Here is a 17,929-nt window from a genome sequence, read left to right as displayed (position 1 = left end):
CCAGGAATCGACGATGACCCGAGGCAAGCGCATCTACGTGCTGGATACCAACGTGCTGATGCACGATCCGACCGCGCTGTTCAAATTCGAGGAGCACGACATCTACCTGCCCATGCAGGTGATCGAGGAGCTGGACAACGGCAAGAAGGGCACCTCCGAAGCGAGCCGCAACGCCCGCCAGGTGAGCCGCTTCCTCAACGAGCTGGTGCAGGAATCCGGCCTGGACAACCTGGCCGACGGCATTCCGCTTCAGCGCCCCAACGGCCTGCAGCTGCGCGGCAAGCAGAGCGCCGGCAAGCTGCGCTTCCAGACCAGTCATTTCGATGCTGGCAAGAGCTTCGGCAAGGTGATCCCGGACAACGCCATCCTCGGCGCGATCCTGGCCCTGAAGGAAGAAACCCCCGACCTGCCGGTGGTGTTCGTTTCCAAGGACATCAACCTGCGGATCAAGGCCGCGATCGCCGGCATCGTGTCCGAGGACTACGAGAACGACCGCGCGCTGGACGATTTCAGCCTGCTCTACACCGGCGCTACCGAGCTGCCGGAAGACTTCTGGAAACGCCACGGCGACGACCTGCGCAGCTGGAGCGACAAGGGCCGCTCGCATTACGAAATCCAGGCGCAGGACGGCGAGGAGTGGTATCCGAACCAGTACGTCTACCTGCCGGGCGAGGATGAAGTCGAGCTGCGCGTCAGCCGCGTGGTCGGCGATGGCAAGGTGGTGCTGTCGCTGGTCGATGATTTCCGCCACGGCAGCCACGCCGTGTGGGGCATCAGCGCACGCAACCGCGAGCAGAATTTCGCCCTCAACGCACTGATGGACCCGGAGATCGACTTCGTCACCCTGCTGGGCACCGCCGGCACCGGCAAGACCCTGCTGGCACTGGCTGCCGGCCTGGCGCAGACGATGGACCAGCAGCGCTACCGCGAGATCATCATGACCCGCGCCACGGTCAGCGTCGGCGAAGACATCGGCTTCCTGCCGGGCACCGAGGAAGAGAAGATGACGCCGTGGATGGGCGCGTTGACCGACAACCTGGAAGTGCTCACGCACAACCAGGAAGGCGGCACCTGGGGCCGCCAGGCCACCAACGACCTGCTGGCCAGCCGCATCAAGATCCGCTCGATGAACTTCATGCGCGGCCGCACCTTCCTGTCACGCTACCTGATCCTGGACGAAGCACAGAACCTCACCCCCAAGCAGATGAAGACGCTGATCACCCGCGCCGGCCCCGGCACCAAGATCGTCTGCCTGGGCAATGTCGAGCAGATCGACACCCCGTACCTGACCGAGACCACCTCGGGCCTGACCTACGCGGTGGACCGCTTCAAGAACTGGCCGCACAGCGCGCACATCACCCTGCGCCGTGGCGAGCGTTCGCGCCTGGCCGATTACGCTTCGGAGGTGTTGTGAACCGCTGCACCCGCCTGCTGCTGCCCACGGCGGCGATCGCCCTCGCCGCCGTCCTGGGCGCCTGCACCACCACGCGCGGCCCGGCCAGCGTGCCGACGGCCGAACGTACCGGACAGTCCTGGGTGGTCACCCGCCCGATCATCGCCGCACAGGTGCTCGACACCTGCTCGCGGCCCAGCCCCGGCCGCGAGGCCGGGCGGGTGTCGGGTTACTGGGCGCCCAGCCGGCAGCAGGTCGACCAGCTGGAGGCGAAGCTGTCGTCGCTGGAAGCGCAGGTCCCGAAGGTGCTGGACTTCGACCGCCAGTACGTCGGCATCGAAAGCGCCGGCAAGCGGCTGATCTACATCAACGCCTTCCACCTGCCCGATGACAGCGGCATCAATCCGGCACGGGAAGCGATCCGCGTCTGCGACGGCGGCACGCAGTTCTGGGGCGCTGTGTTCGACCCCGCCAGCAACACCTTCAGCGAGCTGCAGTTCAACGGCGGCTTCGGCGGGCCCTGAGGGGCCCCGCCGATGGGAATACGCCTGCCCACCTGGGTCTGGATCGGCGCGGTCGCGCTGTCGTGCGTGGCCGGCATGGTCAACGTGGTCGGCTTCCTCGGCTTCGAGCATCAGGCAGTCAGCCACATGACCGGCAGCACCAGCCAGCTCGGCATGGCGCTGGCGCAGGGTGACTGGCGCGCGGTCGGCCACCTGTGGGGGCTGCTGATCGCGTTCTCGCTGGGCGCGATGCTCAGCGGCCTGCTGATCCAGGACAGTACCCTGCAACTGGGCCGACGCTACGGCGTGGCGCTGGCCCTGGAGTCCGCGCTGCTGCTGGTGGCCATTCCGCTGTTCGAGCGCCACCAGATCTGGGGCGCACTGGCCGCCGCCATGGCCTGCGGCCTGCAGAACGCGATGGCCACCACCTTCAGCGGCGCGGTGGTACGCACCACCCATCTCAGCGGCATGTTCACCGACCTCGGCATCGGCCTGGGCCACCTGCTGCGCGGGTTGCCGTTGCAGGTGCGACGACTGACCCTCAGCGGCCTGATCATCAGTGGCTTCCTGGCCGGCGGCATCCTCGGCGCCTGGCTGTTCATGCGTTGGCAATATGACGCGCTGCTCGCCCCTGCCCTGCTGACCGGCCTGACCGGCCTGGGCTATGTGCTGTACCAGCAGTGGGCGCGCTGGCGGCATTGAGGGCCGCGCTCTGGGGGTCAGATCCCTTTTCCTGCGGAAAAGGGATCTGACCCCATCTACCGGCAGCGACGCTACCGCCTTTGCGGTGACCACGGCACAATCGCCTGATGAGCCCGACCACTCCCGTATCCGCCCTCACCATCGCCGGCTCCGACTCCGGCGGTGGCGCAGGCATCCAGGCCGACCTGAAGGCCTTTGCAGCACATCGCGTGCACGGACTCTCCGCGATCGCCGCACTGACCGCACAGAACACCCGTGGCGTCATCGCCGTGCATGTGCCGCCGATCGATTTCCTGCGTGCACAACTGGATGCCTGCTTCGATGACTTCGATATCCATGCGGTGAAGCTCGGCATGCTGGCCAACACCGAGGTGATCAATGCCGTCGCAGATGCGTTGGAGCGCCATCGTCCACCACACGTGGTGCTGGACCCAGTGATGGTCGCGACCAGCGGCGCGCGCCTGCTGGAAGACAACGCTCTGCAGGCAATGCGTGAGCGGCTGATCCCGCTGGCCACGCTGATCACCCCGAACACGCCGGAAGCGGAGCTGCTGGCCGGACGGAAGATCGGGAACGGCGATGACGCCGAACAGGTGGCCTCCGCCCTGCTCGACCTGGGTGCCGGTGCGGTGCTGCTGAAAGGTGGCCACCTGCAGGAAGGCAACCGCGTAATCGACCGCTACTTCGACGGCGTCAGCAGCGAAGAATTCATCCACGCCCGCCTGCCGCTGGATGCGCACGGCACTGGCTGCACGCTGGCCTCGGCCATCGCCGCGCAGCTGTGCAACGGCCTGAGCCTTGCCAACGCCTGCGAAGCCGGCATCGACTACGTTGCGCGCGGCCTGCAGCAGGGCTATGCCCCCGGCCGCAGCGAGGTGCTGGTGCTCGACCACTTCGGCGCGGCACCGCACGCATGAACCTGACGCCGGCCCTCCTTCCTGTGCAGTGCAACGACGGGCATCGCTACGAAGTGATTGCCTGCATGCCCGCGCAGCCCATCGCCCGCCTGTTGTGGCTGCCAGCGCTGGGTGTGGCCGCGCGCCACTACCTGCCGCTGGCACAGGCGCTGGCAGCGAAGGGTGTGGCGGTCTACCTGCATGAGTGGCGCGGCAACGGCAGCAGCTCACTACGCCCGTCGCGCGCGCAGGACTGGGGCTATCGCGAGGTACTCGAGCAGGATCTGCCGGGCAGCCAGGCGATCCTGGCCGCCGCCGATCACGAAGGCGGCGCCCTGCCATGGATCATCGGCGGCCACAGCCTCGGCGGTCAGCTGGCCTGCGTGCACGCCGGGCGCAATCCGAAGCACTTCAACCGGCTGTGGCTGGCGGCCAGCGGCTCGCCGTTCTGGCGCGGTTTTCCGCCACCACGCGGCTGGCTGCTGCCGCTGGTCTACCGCTTCCTGCCGTGGATCGCACAGCGCCAGGGCGTGCTGCACGGGCGCCGACTTGGCTTTGGTGGCACCGAAGCACGCGGACTGATCGCCGACTGGGCGCGCGTGGGCCTTAACAACCACTACGCCGCGGTCGGCATGGATGAGGATCTCGATGCGCAGATGGCGCGCGTGCACGGCAGCGCGCAGGCGGTGTTGATGGAACACGACTGGCTGGCGCCGACCGGATCGATGCAGGCGTTGCTGGCGAAGCTGCCGAACGTGGACGCACAGCTGTGCGTGCTGTCGGCGCAGGAGCTGGGCACGCGCGCCGATCATTTCGCCTGGCTGAAGGCCCCGGACGCTGTGGCTGACCGATTTTTCATTCAGTTGGATGAAAATTTTCACAAAACTGTTGACGGTCCGCGCCGACATCCGCATAATTCCGCTCCTGTCGCAGGGCGCCCGTAGCTCAGTTGGATAGAGTACCTGGCTACGAACCAGGCGGTCGGGAGTTCGAATCTCTCCGGGCGCACCACTCGACAGGTTTTCAGCATCCGCCGCTGGAAATGCTTTAAAATTTGATTGTGTACCGCGCGCCCGTAGCTCAGTTGGATAGAGTACCTGGCTACGAACCAGGCGGTCGGGAGTTCGAATCTCTCCGGGCGCACCATACACAGTCAACACAACAAGTTTATGTAATTGGCGCCCGTAGCTCAGTTGGATAGAGTACCTGGCTACGAACCAGGCGGTCGGGAGTTCGAATCTCTCCGGGCGCACCATTACACTGAAACAGCAGGCCTCGGCCTGCTGTTTTTTTATGTGTGTTTTTCGGCAGGGCTGCGCCCTGCACCTGCAGAGGCCACAGCCAGAGCCGGAGCAACAGCGCGCATTCCGTGGGATGGCGGGGCGGTGTCGGAGTGCGGGGACGCCGCAAGTACGTCCATGTAGCAACTGTGTTGATGGAGGGGCTTGGCCCCTCCAGGAGACGGGCACGGTAGTGCCGGCCGCTGGCCGGCAGCCTTTGGTCTGCGCCCTGGCTGGCCTTAGGCAGGGACCAGCCCGTTTTCAGCGTCGCGCACCCGGGCGTTGAGAATCACCAGCATTTTCCGCATCACCGCCACGATGGCTACTTTTCCTTCTTTGCCCCGGGCTCGCAGCGACTGGTAGAAATCGCGCAGTCGAGGTTCATGCCGCATGGCCGACATGCTGGCCATGTAAAGCACCTGGCGGATCTCGGCCCTGCCGCCATGGATGCTTCGTTTGCCGCGCATGGTTCCGCTGTCGTGGGACATGGGGGCCACACCGACCAGGCTGGCGATGGCCTTACCACTGATCCTCCCCAGTTCGGGAAGATAGCTTGCCAATACCGCCTGCAGGCCAGGGCCAACGCCCTTCATCGACTTCAGGACAGCCAGTTGAGGCTGCTGGGCAACCTGCTCGGCAATTTGCTTTCCCAGACGTTCAACCAGCGTCTGCAAGCGGGTGATGTTGGCCTGCAGTAGCCGGCGCAATTCACGATCACCGACCATTTCCTGCTGCTGCCGCGCGATGGTCAGCGCGTGCATCGCCTGTCGACGTGCCCGCACGAATTCCCGCATTTTCTGCTGCCAAGGCTCCAGCGGCTGGTAGGCGGGAAGTTTCACCAAGGCCGCCATCTGCGCCAATGCATAGGCATCCAACCGGTCGGTCTTGGCCATCTGGCCCATCCCCTGGGCCAGCCTGCGGGCCCGCAGGGCATTGGCGCGGACCACCGGATGGCCCGCTGCGTGCAGAAAATCCAGCACCGGCCGCTCGTAACCGCCGGTGGCTTCCAGCACGATCTGGCTGACCGGACGCTTCTTCAGCCAAACATCCAATTCAGAAAAGCCGGAGCGGTTGTTCCAGACCTGCAGGGTCTCTCCATCCGTCGTACCGACATCCAGTTGGCGCTTGCTGACATCAATCCCGATCCCGTTCATCACCGGACTCCGTATAGTCTGGAAGGGTCGAGAGCTCCCCCGCTTGCCCAGTCTTATCACTGCGAGTGTCAGCTCCAGCAACTGTTCGGGCGGATCAAGGGAGATTCCGGCGTGGGCGCCAAGCTACATGGCGATCGTCGAGATCCAGGCTTACACGGCGGCCCACGCCGGCTCTCGACACCTACGCTGCCAGATTCCGATCAGATAAGGCTTGGCAGCCGCATCCATGCGGCTGACACCCCGCACTCCGACACCGCCCCACCTCTGACAGATTTCCGCGATCTGATGGATCCACGCCATGCGTGGATGAATCTCCATCGAGTTCGAACATTTCGACAATTGATCGAAGAGCATCCACGCATGGCGTGGATCTACCGTGTCGACCAAGGTCGACACCCACCGACCGCACCAGCACCGACAGATCGCCGGAAACTGTCGAAGGCGGGGTGGGTCCGGTTGCGGGGGCGTGAGCCGCATGGATGCGGCGACCGAGACTCCATGGGCGGATTCACGGCGTCCCCCGCAACCGGACCCACCCCGCCATCCCTCAGGAAACCAGCTTCTGCTGTTGCTGTTGCTGTTGCTGTTGCTGTTGCTCTGGATCGTAGCGGGTGCAGGGCGCAGCCCTGCCAAACCCCTACCCCCTGGCCATCGCCTGCCACCACTCCGACAGCAGCTCCGGCCTGCGCAGGCGCTCCCGCCACCAGCGCAGGGCAGCGCCCTCCTCACCGGTGCGCCAGGCCAACCAGAACGTCTCCTCCGGCTTGTGTTCCTCCACCTCGCGGATCACCAGCTGGCCACGCGCCACCGCGGCGCGTGCACAGGGCTCGGGCAGGAAACCGAAGCCCACGCCTTCGCACTGCAGCTTCAACTTGCTGGCCATGTCCGGCACCGTCAGCATCTCCTGCCCCATCAACAGTCCAACGGTGCGCGGCAGCAACCTGCGCGCGGAATCGGAAACGGCGATCGCACAGTGCTCGGCCAGCTGTTCGCGACCGAGCACGCCGGGCACCGCGGCCAATGGATGCTCGGGTGCCACCGCGAACACGAACGCCACCGTGCCCAGCGGCTCCACCACGTAACCGCCGCCACTGGGTCCCTCGCCCGGCGCACCGACCAGCAGGTCGGCACGCCGGTCCAGCAGGGCCTCCCAAGTGCCGGACAGCGCCTCGCCGATCAGTCGCAACCGGGTCGGCGCCTCGGCCTCACGGAATGCGGCGATATCCGGCCCAAGCAGCCAGGTCGGGAACACCGAATCCACCGCCAGGGTCAGTTCGGTCTCCCAACCCGACGCCACCCGGCGCACCCGCAGCTCCAGCTCGCGGGCCGCGCGCAGCAGGTGCCGGCCTTCGTCCAGCAGCGCGCGGCCGGCCTCGGTCGGCTCGGCGCGCGGGCCAACGCGGTCGAACAGCTGGACGCCCAGATCCTCCTCCAGCTTGGCCACGGTATAGGAAATCGTCGAGGGCACCTTGTGCAGGGCCTTGCCGGCGCCGGCAAAGGAGCCACGGCGGTCGATGGCATCCAGGATCTGCAGGGCATCGAGGCTGAGCTTTAGCATTCGAATTTTTCGATGATGACTGTCAAAACTATCCGTTTTTCAAACCCCGGGCGCAAGCGGATACTTCTCTCCAACGGGGAAACACAGCGGTAACCGACCACCCCGCCCCATCGAAACCATCGAACAAGGAGATTCCATCATGCTGCAGATCCGCAAGAGCGCTACCCGTGGCCTGGCCGAGCATGGCTGGCTGTCCTCGCGCCATACCTTCTCCTTCGCCAACTACTACGACCCCCGTTACGTCAGCTTCGGCCCGTTGCGGGTGATCAACGAAGACAAGGTGATCGGCGGCCAGGGCTTCGGCACCCACGGCCACAGCAACATGGAAATCATCTCCTACGTGCTGGGCGGTGCACTGGAACACAAGGACTCGATGGGCACCGGTTCGGTGCTGCGCTACGGCGACGTGCAGCGCATGAGCGCCGGCAGCGGCGTCACCCACAGCGAGTTCAACCACTCCGCCGACGAGACCGTGCATTTCCTGCAGATCTGGATCTTCCCGGACAGCGAGAACATCACCCCGTCGTACGAGGAGACCCACTTCTCGCCGGACAGCAAGCGTGGACAACTGCGCCTGATCGCTTCGCCTGACGGTGCCGACGGTTCGCTGCGCATCCACCAGGATGCGCGCATCTTCGCCACCATTCTTGATGGCGGCCAAAAGCTGCATCACGCCCTCGGCAACGGGCGTGGCGCCTATGTGCAGGTGGCGCGTGGCCAGCTGCAGGTCAACGGCATCACCCTGGAAGCCGGTGATGCGCTGCAGGTCAGCGACGAAGCCCAGCTGACCCTGGAAAACGGCAACGACGCTGAAGTGCTGGTGTTCGACCTGCCGCTGTAAACACGCCCTGTCCTGAAGACGTGGCCCGGCGATGCGGAAAGGCATCGCCGGGCCCGCTGCGCATGGGCCGCAATCGTATTCGGCCTTCGGTGACCCGAATGCCCCTTGCCCGACACGACTGGAAACGCTTTCATGGCAGCGTTTATCCGGACCCGCCCTCGCATGACGCCTTCATCCCCGCGTGCCCAGCAGCACGCCACCCGTGCCGCCTTCTTCATTCCTGGATTCGCTACCGCCGCGTGGGCGCCGATGGTGCCTTACGCCAAGGCCAAGGCCGGGCTGTCCGACGCCAGCCTCGGCGCCGTGCTGCTGTGCCTCGGGCTCGGCTCGCTGCTGGCGATGCCGCTGGCAGGTGCACTGACGGGGCGGCTGGGTTGCCGCCGGGTGATGGTGATCACCTGCGCGATGATGCTGTGCGCCCTGCCCTTGCTGGTGCTTGCACCCTCGCCGGTGTCGCTGGGCGCGGCGCTGTTCGTGTTCGGTGCCGGCGTCGGTGCACTGGATTGTGCGATGAACATGCAGGCGGTGGCGGTCGAGCGCGATGCCGGGCGCGCGATGATGTCCGGCTTCCACGCCTTCTACAGCATCGGTGGATTCGTCGGTGCTGGCTGCATGACCGGGCTGCTGATCCTCGGCACGCCGCTGTGGCTGGCCGCGCTGCTTTCGGTGGCGGCGCTGTTGCTGGTCGCGGTGCTGTCGGCGCCGCACTGGCGTCCGCAACGGATCCTGCACGAAGGCCCCCTGCTGGCACTGCCGCATGGCGTGGTGCTGTTCATCGGCGTACTGGCCTTCGTGGTGTTCCTCGCCGAGGGCTCGATGCTGGACTGGAGCGCCGTGTTCCTGGCCGAAGTGCGGCAGGTGCCGCGTGACCAGGCCGGGGCCGGCTTCGCGTTGTTCACCCTGGCGATGACGGCAATGCGCCTGTTCGGTGACGGCATCGTCGAGCACCTCGGCCGCACCCGCACCTTGGTCTTCGGCGGTATCACGGCCGCGGCGGGCTTCACCCTGGCCACGCTGGTGCCCTCGTTTCCGGTGGCGCTGGCCGGCTACGTACTGGTCGGGCTGGGCTGCGCCAACATCGTGCCGGCGCTGTTCTCGATGGCAGGCCAGCAGCGGGTGATGCCGGAAAGCATCGCCATCACTGCAGTGACCACACTGGGTTACGCCGGCATCCTCGCTGGCCCGGCGGCGATCGGCGCAGTGGCACATGCCACCAGCCTCGGCTTTGCCTTCCTGTGCGTCGCCATACTGCTGCTGGGGGTAGCCGCCTCCGCCCGCTCACTGGCACGACGCGTGACCTGACAGAAAAAGGGGACGGAGGGGATTAAGTCGCATCTGCCCCGAGTGTGCTGCAAACGACTTAATCCCCTCCGTCCCCTTTTTTCAGCCGTGTGCCAGCCATTCGGCCTGGGCCGGCAGCTGTGGGGCTGGGCACGCGCTCTGCGGGTGGTGCTCGTCGCGCGCCATCCAGTCATCGACCACGCCGGCCAGCAGGTCCAGCCGCAGCGGCAGGGTAATGTGGTCTTCGCCGCGCATCTCGATGTAGTGCGCGCGCGGGTTGGCCAGGGCGAGCTGCCGGCCCTGGCTGACCGGAATATGCTGGTCACCCTGCCCGTGCAGCAGCAGCACGCAGGCGCGGGTATCGGCCAGCGCACGCGCGACGTCGACGCGGTCCAGATCGACATCGATACGGCGGCTGGCGGCGGCGATCACCTGGTTGATGTCCTGGCCCCCATAGCGCCAGCGTGCGTACGACGCCATCGCCTGCGCTTTCAGGCCCTCCGGCTGCAGTCCCATCAGGTGCGGGATCATCGTGCGGATCGCCGCACCGGCATTGGCGAACGATTCCATCGCCACCACGCCGGCCACCTGGTCACCCAGCTTGTCGGCGGTGAACACCGCCGTGGCCGCACCATAGGACACACCGAACAGGTACAGCGGGCCGGTCACTTCGCCGCGCGCGCGCAGCTCGCCGATGACATCGACGACGTCATCCGATTCATAGGTGCCATAGCCGGACGGACCTGCACCGGACTGGCCATGGTTGCGCAGGTCGAGCGTGACCACGCGGTAGCCGGACTCGGCCAGCTGCAGCGACCATGGCAGCATCGAATCACCGTTCATCATCCACCCATGTAGCAGCACCACGGTGCCGCGTGGCGCCTGCGCGCGGAACGGCTGCGGCACGGCCAGACTCAGGCCGGTATCAAGAGGAAGGCCGTTCTCATGACGCTGCGGAAGGTAGTGGTACCGCGCGCCGTAGTCGCCGGGGTCGAACACGCGCCAGAAGATCGGCACGCCATCGCGACCCGCTGCGAAGCCATGGCGGTTGGGCAGCCCGGCAATGGCCGCGGCGATGCGCGGGCGATCGAGCAGGGTCGACACGCCGCCCGGTGCGATCAGCCGGTCGGCAAGCGAGGTGGACGAGGCGTTGATCGAGGATGAGCATGCAGCCAGCCACAGGCCGGCGCACGCCAGCAACAACAGCAGCAGGCGCTTCATGGGCAATCGGGAAAGGATGCGACAGCGTGGCAGGTTAACGACGCGGGCGTGGGCCATCTATCGCGCGTGGATGACGGCTTGATGACAATGCGGGATCGATTCAGGTTGTCACAATGGCGCGATCGACCTCGGCATTGATCCGGATCAATGAATACGCCGGCATGCTTGCCCACAGTGCCCCCATGCGCACCTCGTTCAAGCTCGCCATTGCCCTGGCCGCCACGCTGGCCGCCGCCTATGGCATCGCCCGCAGCACGCCCTACTGGTTCGCACCTCGGCAGGCCGCGCAGGTCGACATCCACGACCCGGCGCTGATCGCACAGGGGCAGTACCTGTCGCGCGCCGCCGACTGTGCGGCCTGCCACACTGCGCCGGGCGGCAAGCCGTTCGCCGGTGGCCTCGGCATGCAGACGCCGATGGGAACGATCTACTCGACCAACATCACCCCCGATCCGGAAACCGGCATCGGCGCCTACGACTACGCCGACTTTGAACGCGCGGTACGTCGCGGCATCCGTCACGATGGCCAGCCGTTGTATCCGGCAATGCCGTACGCCTCCTATGTGATTGCCCGCGACGCCGAGATCAAGGCGCTGTACGCCTATTTCATGGGCTCGGTGCAGCCGGTGAAGCAGGACAACGCCGACAGCACGATTCCATGGCCAGCCAACATGCGCTGGCCTCTGGCATGGTGGCAACTGCTGTTCGCACGCCCACGCAGCTTCAGCCCTGATCCGTCGCTGGACGCCGGCCAGCAGCGTGGTGCCGAACTGGTGGAAGGCCTGGCGCATTGCGGTGCCTGCCACACGCCACGCGGGCTGGCGTTCCAGGAAAAGGCGATGGCCGATGATGGCAGCCGCCAGTTCCTGTCCGGTTCGGTGCTGGAAGGCTGGTACGCGAAGAACCTGCGCAGCGAATCGACCGGCCTGGCCAGCTGGCGCGAGGGTGAGATCGTGGACTTCCTGCGCACCGGGCGCACCGATCGATCGGCGGCCTTCGGTGGCATGGCCGACGTGGTCGAGCACAGCACGCAGTACCTGTCAGACGCGGACCTGCTGGCGATGGCCCGCTACCTGAAGCAGCTGCCCGCCCGCGAAGGACGCAGCGCACAGTGGTCGCCCGGTACCGACACCACCACCGCCGCACTGCGCAGCGGCGACTACCGCGTGGCCGGTTCGCTGGCCTATGCCGAGCACTGCCAGGCCTGCCACCGCGCCGACGGCCGCGGCATGCCGCGCGTCTATCCGGCCCTGGCCGGCAACTCGATCGTGTTCGCCGACGATCCCAGCTCGCTGGTGCAGGTAACCCTGATCGGCGGCCGCACACCCCATACCCCGCACGACCGCATGGCCTTCACCATGCCAGGCTTCGAGCAGCTGCCGAACGCGCAGCTGGCACAGATCCTGACCTTCATCCGCAGCAGCTGGGGCAATCAGGCCAGCGCAGTGAGCGAGGTCGACGTGGCGCGCATGCGCCGGGTGGTGCGCGACAAGCCGGTGCACTACGTTCCGCAGGAGGCCGCACAATGAAGCGTTCGCGCACGCGTTCCCGCCTGCTGGTCGGCAGTGCGATCACCCTGGTGCTGCTGGCCGGCGCCGGTACCCTCGCTTACCGTCATCTGTACCCGGATCTGGATGCCGCCGTGACCGGCACGATCGATATCCTCGATGCACAGGGCAAGGTGGTCGGCGCCTACCAAGCGCCGAGCGCCGAAGAAATCGCCGGGCTCGGCAATGCCGAGTCGGTGATGCTCGGCCGCCGCCTCCTCAACGAAACCGCACGACTGCTGCCGGACAACGTCGGCAACGATCTGAACTGCAATTCGTGCCACATGGCCGAGGGCAAGCGTCCCTTCGGCAACCACTACTTCAACACCGGTGGCGGCGCCTATCCGCGTTACATGCCGCGGCCTGGCAAGGTGATCGGCCTGACCGAACGCATCAATGGCTGCCTGCAGCGTTCGATGAACGGCAGGCCGCTGCCGAAAGATTCACCGCAGATGCGCGCGATGCTCGACTACATGGCATGGCTGAGCATCCCTGTGCCAGCGGGTGCAAAGGTGGCTGCCCCCAGTGAGGGGCCCATCGACAGCACGCTGACCCCGGATCCGAACCGCGGCCAGGCACTGTACGCCGTACAGTGTGCCGCCTGCCACGGCGACAACGGCGAAGGCCGGCGCGACGCCAGTGGTGACATCGCCTTCCCGCCGCTGTGGGGCGACCACAGTTTCAACATCGGCGCCGGCATGGCGCGCCTGTACAAGGCGGCCGGTTTCGTCAAGCACAACATGCCACCGGCAGTGACCCGTGAACCGCCGCTGGGGCAGCAGGTGATGCCCGACCAGGATGCGGTGGACATCGCCAGCTATTTCATCAACCAGCCACGGCCGGACTTCGCCAACAAGGGCAAGGACTGGCCGCGCGATCCGAAACCCAAGGACGCGCGGTACTGATGCAGGCGGCAGCTGCCGGCCGTCGCACAACACGATTCCTGCATCGCCGCGTCATGCCGATGTCATTGGCGCTACCGACACTCCGGGACTTCCCTCTTCTGAAGGTCCGGTCTCGATGCGAACGTCTGCGCGCTTTCCCCGTATCTCGCTGCTTGCCCTGCTGATCGCTCCCGCACTGGACGCCCTGGCCGAAGCACCGCAGGGCGGGACGGCCGAAGCGCGCAGCAGCGATGCCCGCACCCTCGACCAGGTGCAGGTGATCGGCCAGGCCACCAGCTACGCCAAGACGTCGGTGCGCGCGGAAACGCTGAACCGGCAGACCGTGATGAGCAGCGTCAACGATGCACTCAACGAGGTGCCCGGCGTGGTGGTCAGCGAAGCCGATGCCACCGGCTCGTCGGTGTGGGGCACGCAGATCAGCATGCGTGGCTTCGTCACCAACCGCGACACACAGCAGATCGGCACTACCATCGACGGCCTGCCCAACGGCGGTTCGGGTTACGGCGGCGGCTCGCTGGCCAACCGCTACATCGACACCCTCGACCTGGAAACGGTGGAAGTCAGCCAGGGCACCGCCGATATCTCCTCGCGCTCGAACGAGGCCCTGGGCGGCACCCTCAACTTCCTCACCAGCGATCCGCTGCAGGACAGCCGCCTGCGCTTCGTGGTCGGCGCCGGTGACAACGAGGCGCGCAAGTACTACGTGCGCTATGACACCGGCCTGCTCGGCGGCCACACCCGCGCCTGGGTCAGTGCCTCGTCGGCGCGCGTGCATGACTGGATCGATGGCAGCGGCAGGACCAGCAATGACCACATCGCCGGCAAGTTCATCACCGAACTGGATCGCTGGACCCTGACCGGCTACCTGTCCTACAACGATGCGGACGAGCCGGAATACACCAGCGTCTCACCGAAGGGCTTCGCGACCAATCCGGATCGCGACAACCTGGTCGGTACCCTCACCGGCATTCCCTACCTGGACCAGAACTACCGTTCCGGCTCGCGTGCGCTGCGCGAGAACACCTTCGGCTACCTGCGCGCCGCCTTCGATGGCGGCAACGGTTTCAAGGCCTCGATGGCCGCCTACGGGCACCGCATGCAGGGCCGCGGTGACTGGCTGCCGCCGTACCTGGCGCAGGTCAGCGATGACGGAGCCGGTCGCCCGGAGTCGGAATACACCGGCGGCAAGACGGTGTACGGCGGCAGCAACCGCGGCCAGATCTTCTTCGTCAATCCCGATGGCAGTGCCGCCCAGCGCCTGGCCAGCTGCACTCCGCGTCTGGGCTTCACCGCCGAGTACGATCCAAACTGCTACGCCGGCAACGTGCTGGGCGCGCAGTCGTATCGCCACACCCACTACGACAACGACCGCATGGGCGTGACGGCCGACGTCGAGTGGCGCCGGACCTTCGGCGCAGTCGACAACACCATCCGTGGCGGCCTGTGGGTGGAGAAGCTGGACCGTTCGGCACGCCGCGACTGGCATCGCCTGCTCAACGTCGGCCAGGACATCGCCTTCGATCACCAGCCGTACTGGGTGCAGTTCGAGGACAAGTACAAGGTCGACGAGCAGATGTACTACGTCGAGGACGTGGCCCGGTTCGGCCCGTTCAGCGCCCGCCTCGGCGTGAAGCAGTTCTTCGTGGACCAGTCGCGCCGCCGCGTGATCGGTGCCAGCGAGCACGTCACATCCGATTCCAGGTCCGATCCGCTGCTGTCCACCGGCTTCACCTGGGCGCCCGGCGTGGAAGGCATGGAGCTGTTCGCCGGCTTCTCGCAGAACTTCGCCGCGATTCCTTCCGGCGTGCTCGGCGAGACCGACCCGCAGCGCTTCCGCAACGTCGAGCCGGAGACCGCCGACAACATTGAAGTGGGCATGCGCATCAGCCGCTGGCCGTTGACCGCCTCGGTCACGCTGTACAACATCAAGTTCGACAACCGCATCGTCTACCTGCCGGCCGGATTCGTCAGCGGCATTGACTACCTGGGCGAGACCGACGGTGTGTACGAGAACTTCGGCGGCGTGGAAAGCAACGGCCTGGAAGCGGCGTTCGGCTATGGCTGGGACAACGGCTGGCGCCTCAACGCCGCCTATACCTACAACCGCTCCAAGTACCTGGGCAGTGGCGATGCCGCGCGTGATACCCAGCTGGGCATCGTCGACGGCGCCAAGGTGATCGGCCAACCCGAACAGACCCTCGTCCTGTCGGCGGACTGGCAGGGCGAGAACTGGAACTTCGGCCTGTCGGGCCGTTACCTGGGCACGCGCTATCTCGACGCCGCCAACGTCAACAAGCTGCCGTCGGCCACCGTGTTCAACGCCAACATCGGCTTCGACCTGCAGGGGCTGTCGCCGCGCCTGAAGGGCATGGGTGCCAACCTGGTGGTGAGCAACCTCACCGATAAGCGGTATCTTGCAGGGGTGGACGGGCGCGACAACGCCTTCATCGGCGCTCCGCGCACCGTCGGCATCTCTTTCCGCGTGGACCTGTGAGTGAGCCCGTGACCGATATCGGCCGACGCCGGTTGTTGCAGGCCGGCGTTGCCGGCGGCCTTTCTCCGCTGCTGCCCAGCATCGCCCGGGCCGCAGCGATCGCCCCCGCCGCGCAGGCGCGCAGCCTGGAAGACCTGCAGCACATCGTGGTGTTCATGCAGGAGAACCGTTCGTTCGACCACTACTTCGGCACGCTGCCGGGCGTACGTGGCTTCGGTGATCGGTTCGTCGCCCCGGCCGCCGCGCTGCAAGCAGGTGGCCGCGTCCGCAGCCTGTGGCTGCAGCCCGATGCCAGCGGCAAGCGCGTGATCGCGCCGTTCCCGCTGGATACCGCCGCGCACTTCGGCTACATGCGCGTGGAAGGCACGCCGCATACCTGGCCCGATGCGCAGCGCGCCTGGGACCAAGGTCGCATGGGGCAATGGCCGAAGGCCAAGCAGAACCACTCGATGGGCTACTTCCAGCGCAGCGACCTGCCGTTCCAGTTCGCGCTGGCCGATGCCTTCACGATCTGCGATGCCTACCACTGCGCAATGCAGGCCGGGACCAACCCGAACCGGGTGTTCCTGTGGACCGGCCACAATGATGCGCATGCGCGCGCCGGCGGCCCGGTGATCGCCAACTCGCACGACAATTTTCCTGAACAGGGTGGGCACCCGGTGTCGTACCGCTGGACCAGCTATGTCGAGCGTCTGCACAGGGCCGGTGTTTCCTGGCAGATCTACCAGGACATGGCCGACAACTTCACCGACAACCCGCTGGCGGGTTTCGAGGCCTTCCGCCAGGCCCACCGCGCGGCGCCAGGGCATGACCCGCAGCTGCGCGCGCGCGGCGTCAGCACGCGGGGCCTGACGCAGCTGCGCCGGGACGTCATTGACGGGCGCCTGCCGCAGGTCAGCTTCATCATCGCCGACGCGGCCGGCAGCGAACATCCTGGTCCTTCCAGCCCGGCACAGGGCGCGGCCTATACCGCACGCGTGCTGGATGCGCTGACCGCCGATCCGGAAGTGTGGAGCCGCACCGCCCTGCTGCTGATGTTCGATGAGAACGATGGCTTCTTCGACCACATGCCGCCACCTGCCCCGCCTTCGCCGGTGGACGGTGGCTGGGCAGGTGCGTCCTCGGTCAGCACCGAAGGCGAGTACCACCGGCACCCGGCACCGGGTGACGAGAAGTACGATCTCGCCGAACTGCGTGGTCGCCCGTACGGTCTGGGACCGCGCGTGCCCCTGTACGTGATCTCGCCGTGGAGTCGCGGTGGCTGGGTCGATTCGCAGGTGTACGACCACACCTCGGTCATTCGGCTGATCGAACGCCGCTTTGGTGTGCCCGCACCGGACATCTCGCCGTGGCGCCGCGCAGTCTGCGGCGACCTCAGCAATGCGTTCGACTTTGCCCAGCGCGATACCCGCCCGTTCGTCCGTGGCCTGCCCGACGTGAGCGCGGTTGCCGCACGCGCCGCTGCCTTGCCGGGGCGCACCGTGCCCACGCTGCCAGAGGGGCTGAAGCCAGCGAAACAGGAAAGCGGTGTACGCCCGGCGCGCGCCCTACCCTATCGACCGCACGCATCGATTGCCGCAGTCGATGCCACGGGTGTGGATCTCACGCTGTCCTGCGAAGGCGCGGCGGCAGTGCTGCATGTCTACGATCGGCTGCGGCTGGATGCGGTACCACGCCGCTACACGCTGCTGCCAGGTGCGCCGCTGCGCGCGCGCTGGCCGCGGGACGCCCAGGGCCGCTATGACCTGTGGCTGCTTGGGCCGAACGGCTTCCACCGCCACTTCCAGGGTGCGGCCAGGGCTCCCGCCGTGCAGGCTTCGATCGAGCGCGCGGACGGCCAGCTGCGGCTGCACCTGCGCAATCTGGGTGACAGTGCACAGCAGGTGCGCGTGCATGGCGGCGCCTATGCAGGACACATGCCCGAACAGACATTGGCGCTGCCCGCACATGCGCAGACTTCATTGGCGTGGGACGCAACGCCTACCGCCGGCTGGTATGACCTGCGCGCCAGCGCGGGTGGGAGTGTGCTGCGTTTGGCCGGCCGCGCCGAGGATGGTCGCCCCGGCACCAGTGACCCGGCGATGGGCACCGAGCCGCTTCGGTTCGAGCACGATTGAAGAATCCCTGTAGAGCCGAGCCCATGCTCGGCTGCTT

14 protein-coding genes and 3 tRNA genes are annotated in these 17,929 nt (G+C 66.6%); 14 read left to right on the top strand and 3 right to left on the bottom strand.

Translation table 11 applies throughout. The features are described from left to right. Window positions 1-13 precede the first annotated feature (13 nt). From ACMGRF_RS05885 to ACMGRF_RS05850, 8 genes are all read left to right on the top strand, one after another. On the top strand, window positions 14-1,414 hold the full coding sequence (locus ACMGRF_RS05885) for a PhoH family protein (protein WP_005409049.1): 1,401 nt from the start codon (window positions 14-16) through the stop codon (window positions 1,412-1,414). Continuing rightward, window positions 1,411-1,917 carry a hypothetical protein gene (locus ACMGRF_RS05880; protein WP_099486910.1) on the top strand — a complete coding sequence of 169 codons (507 nt, stop codon included), beginning with the start codon at window positions 1,411-1,413 and terminating at the stop codon, window positions 1,915-1,917. The genes ACMGRF_RS05885 and ACMGRF_RS05880 overlap by 4 nt, the downstream gene beginning before the upstream one ends. Window positions 1,918-1,929: 12 nt before the next feature. Beyond that, entirely contained in the window at window positions 1,930-2,598 is a 669-nt protein-coding gene (locus ACMGRF_RS05875) for a YoaK family protein (protein ID WP_019661173.1), read from the top strand. A gap of 107 nt (window positions 2,599-2,705) precedes the next feature. Then, complete coding sequence (gene thiD, locus ACMGRF_RS05870) at window positions 2,706-3,515, top strand: bifunctional hydroxymethylpyrimidine kinase/phosphomethylpyrimidine kinase (protein WP_049412883.1); 810 nt, start codon at window positions 2,706-2,708, stop codon at window positions 3,513-3,515. Further along, window positions 3,512-4,438 carry an alpha/beta fold hydrolase gene (locus tag ACMGRF_RS05865; RefSeq protein ID WP_180880760.1) on the top strand — a complete coding sequence of 309 codons (927 nt, stop codon included), beginning with the start codon at window positions 3,512-3,514 and terminating at the stop codon, window positions 4,436-4,438. The genes thiD and ACMGRF_RS05865 overlap by 4 nt, the downstream gene beginning before the upstream one ends. Beyond that, a tRNA-Arg gene (locus ACMGRF_RS05860) sits at window positions 4,429-4,505 on the top strand. The genes ACMGRF_RS05865 and ACMGRF_RS05860 overlap by 10 nt, the downstream gene beginning before the upstream one ends. Window positions 4,506-4,563: 58 nt before the next feature. Continuing rightward, a tRNA-Arg gene (locus tag ACMGRF_RS05855) sits at window positions 4,564-4,640 on the top strand. 32 nt (window positions 4,641-4,672) lie between these two features. Further along, window positions 4,673-4,749: transfer RNA gene (locus ACMGRF_RS05850), tRNA-Arg, on the top strand. A 264-nt stretch (window positions 4,750-5,013) separates the two neighbouring features. On the opposite strand, the gene ACMGRF_RS05845 is transcribed toward ACMGRF_RS05850, so the two are convergent. Together ACMGRF_RS05845 and ACMGRF_RS05840 are read right to left on the bottom strand one after the other, a co-directional pair. Next, window positions 5,014-5,928, bottom strand: coding sequence for an IS110 family transposase (locus ACMGRF_RS05845; protein WP_049417105.1), 915 nt, complete (start codon window positions 5,926-5,928; stop codon window positions 5,014-5,016). 637 nt (window positions 5,929-6,565) lie between these two features. Next, window positions 6,566-7,486, bottom strand: coding sequence for a LysR family transcriptional regulator (locus ACMGRF_RS05840; RefSeq protein ID WP_049414022.1), 921 nt, complete (start codon window positions 7,484-7,486; stop codon window positions 6,566-6,568). Between the two features lie 139 nt (window positions 7,487-7,625). On the opposite strand from ACMGRF_RS05840, the gene ACMGRF_RS05835 reads away from it, so the two are divergent. Next, entirely contained in the window at window positions 7,626-8,327 is a 702-nt protein-coding gene (locus ACMGRF_RS05835) for a pirin family protein (protein WP_049414023.1), read from the top strand. A gap of 162 nt (window positions 8,328-8,489) precedes the next feature. Beyond that, window positions 8,490-9,629 (top strand): MFS transporter, encoded by a 1,140-nt coding sequence (locus ACMGRF_RS05830; protein ID WP_049414024.1) that lies wholly within the window; start codon window positions 8,490-8,492, stop codon window positions 9,627-9,629. A gap of 81 nt (window positions 9,630-9,710) precedes the next feature. Here ACMGRF_RS05830 and ACMGRF_RS05825 read toward each other — a convergent pair whose 3' ends face one another. Continuing rightward, entirely contained in the window at window positions 9,711-10,829 is a 1,119-nt protein-coding gene (locus ACMGRF_RS05825; protein WP_099495519.1) for an alpha/beta hydrolase, read from the bottom strand. A gap of 182 nt (window positions 10,830-11,011) precedes the next feature. Here ACMGRF_RS05825 and ACMGRF_RS05820 point away from each other — a divergent pair, with 182 nt between their 5' ends. From ACMGRF_RS05820 to ACMGRF_RS05805, 4 genes are all read left to right on the top strand, one after another. Further along, window positions 11,012-12,358, top strand: coding sequence for a c-type cytochrome (locus ACMGRF_RS05820; protein WP_049439055.1), 1,347 nt, complete (start codon window positions 11,012-11,014; stop codon window positions 12,356-12,358). Then, the gene (locus ACMGRF_RS05815) at window positions 12,355-13,281 is read left to right on the top strand and encodes a c-type cytochrome (protein WP_099486211.1); all 927 of its coding nucleotides are present in this window, start codon (window positions 12,355-12,357) and stop codon (window positions 13,279-13,281) included. The genes ACMGRF_RS05820 and ACMGRF_RS05815 overlap by 4 nt, the downstream gene beginning before the upstream one ends. A gap of 115 nt (window positions 13,282-13,396) precedes the next feature. After that, entirely contained in the window at window positions 13,397-15,775 is a 2,379-nt protein-coding gene (locus ACMGRF_RS05810; RefSeq protein WP_414485701.1) for a TonB-dependent receptor domain-containing protein, read from the top strand. Between the two features lie 8 nt (window positions 15,776-15,783). Next, window positions 15,784-17,892: a phosphocholine-specific phospholipase C gene (locus tag ACMGRF_RS05805; protein ID WP_414485700.1), complete on the top strand. Its 2,109-nt coding sequence runs from the start codon at window positions 15,784-15,786 to the stop codon at window positions 17,890-17,892. The last annotated feature ends 37 nt before the right edge of the window (window positions 17,893-17,929 follow it).

Origin of the sequence: Stenotrophomonas sp. EMP41, from assembly GCF_047495535.1 — a bacterium.
Lineage (GTDB): Bacteria > Pseudomonadota > Gammaproteobacteria > Xanthomonadales > Xanthomonadaceae > Stenotrophomonas > Stenotrophomonas sepilia.
Note: the sequence above shows the minus strand (reverse complement) of the source record. Positions and strands in the feature narration are given on the sequence as shown.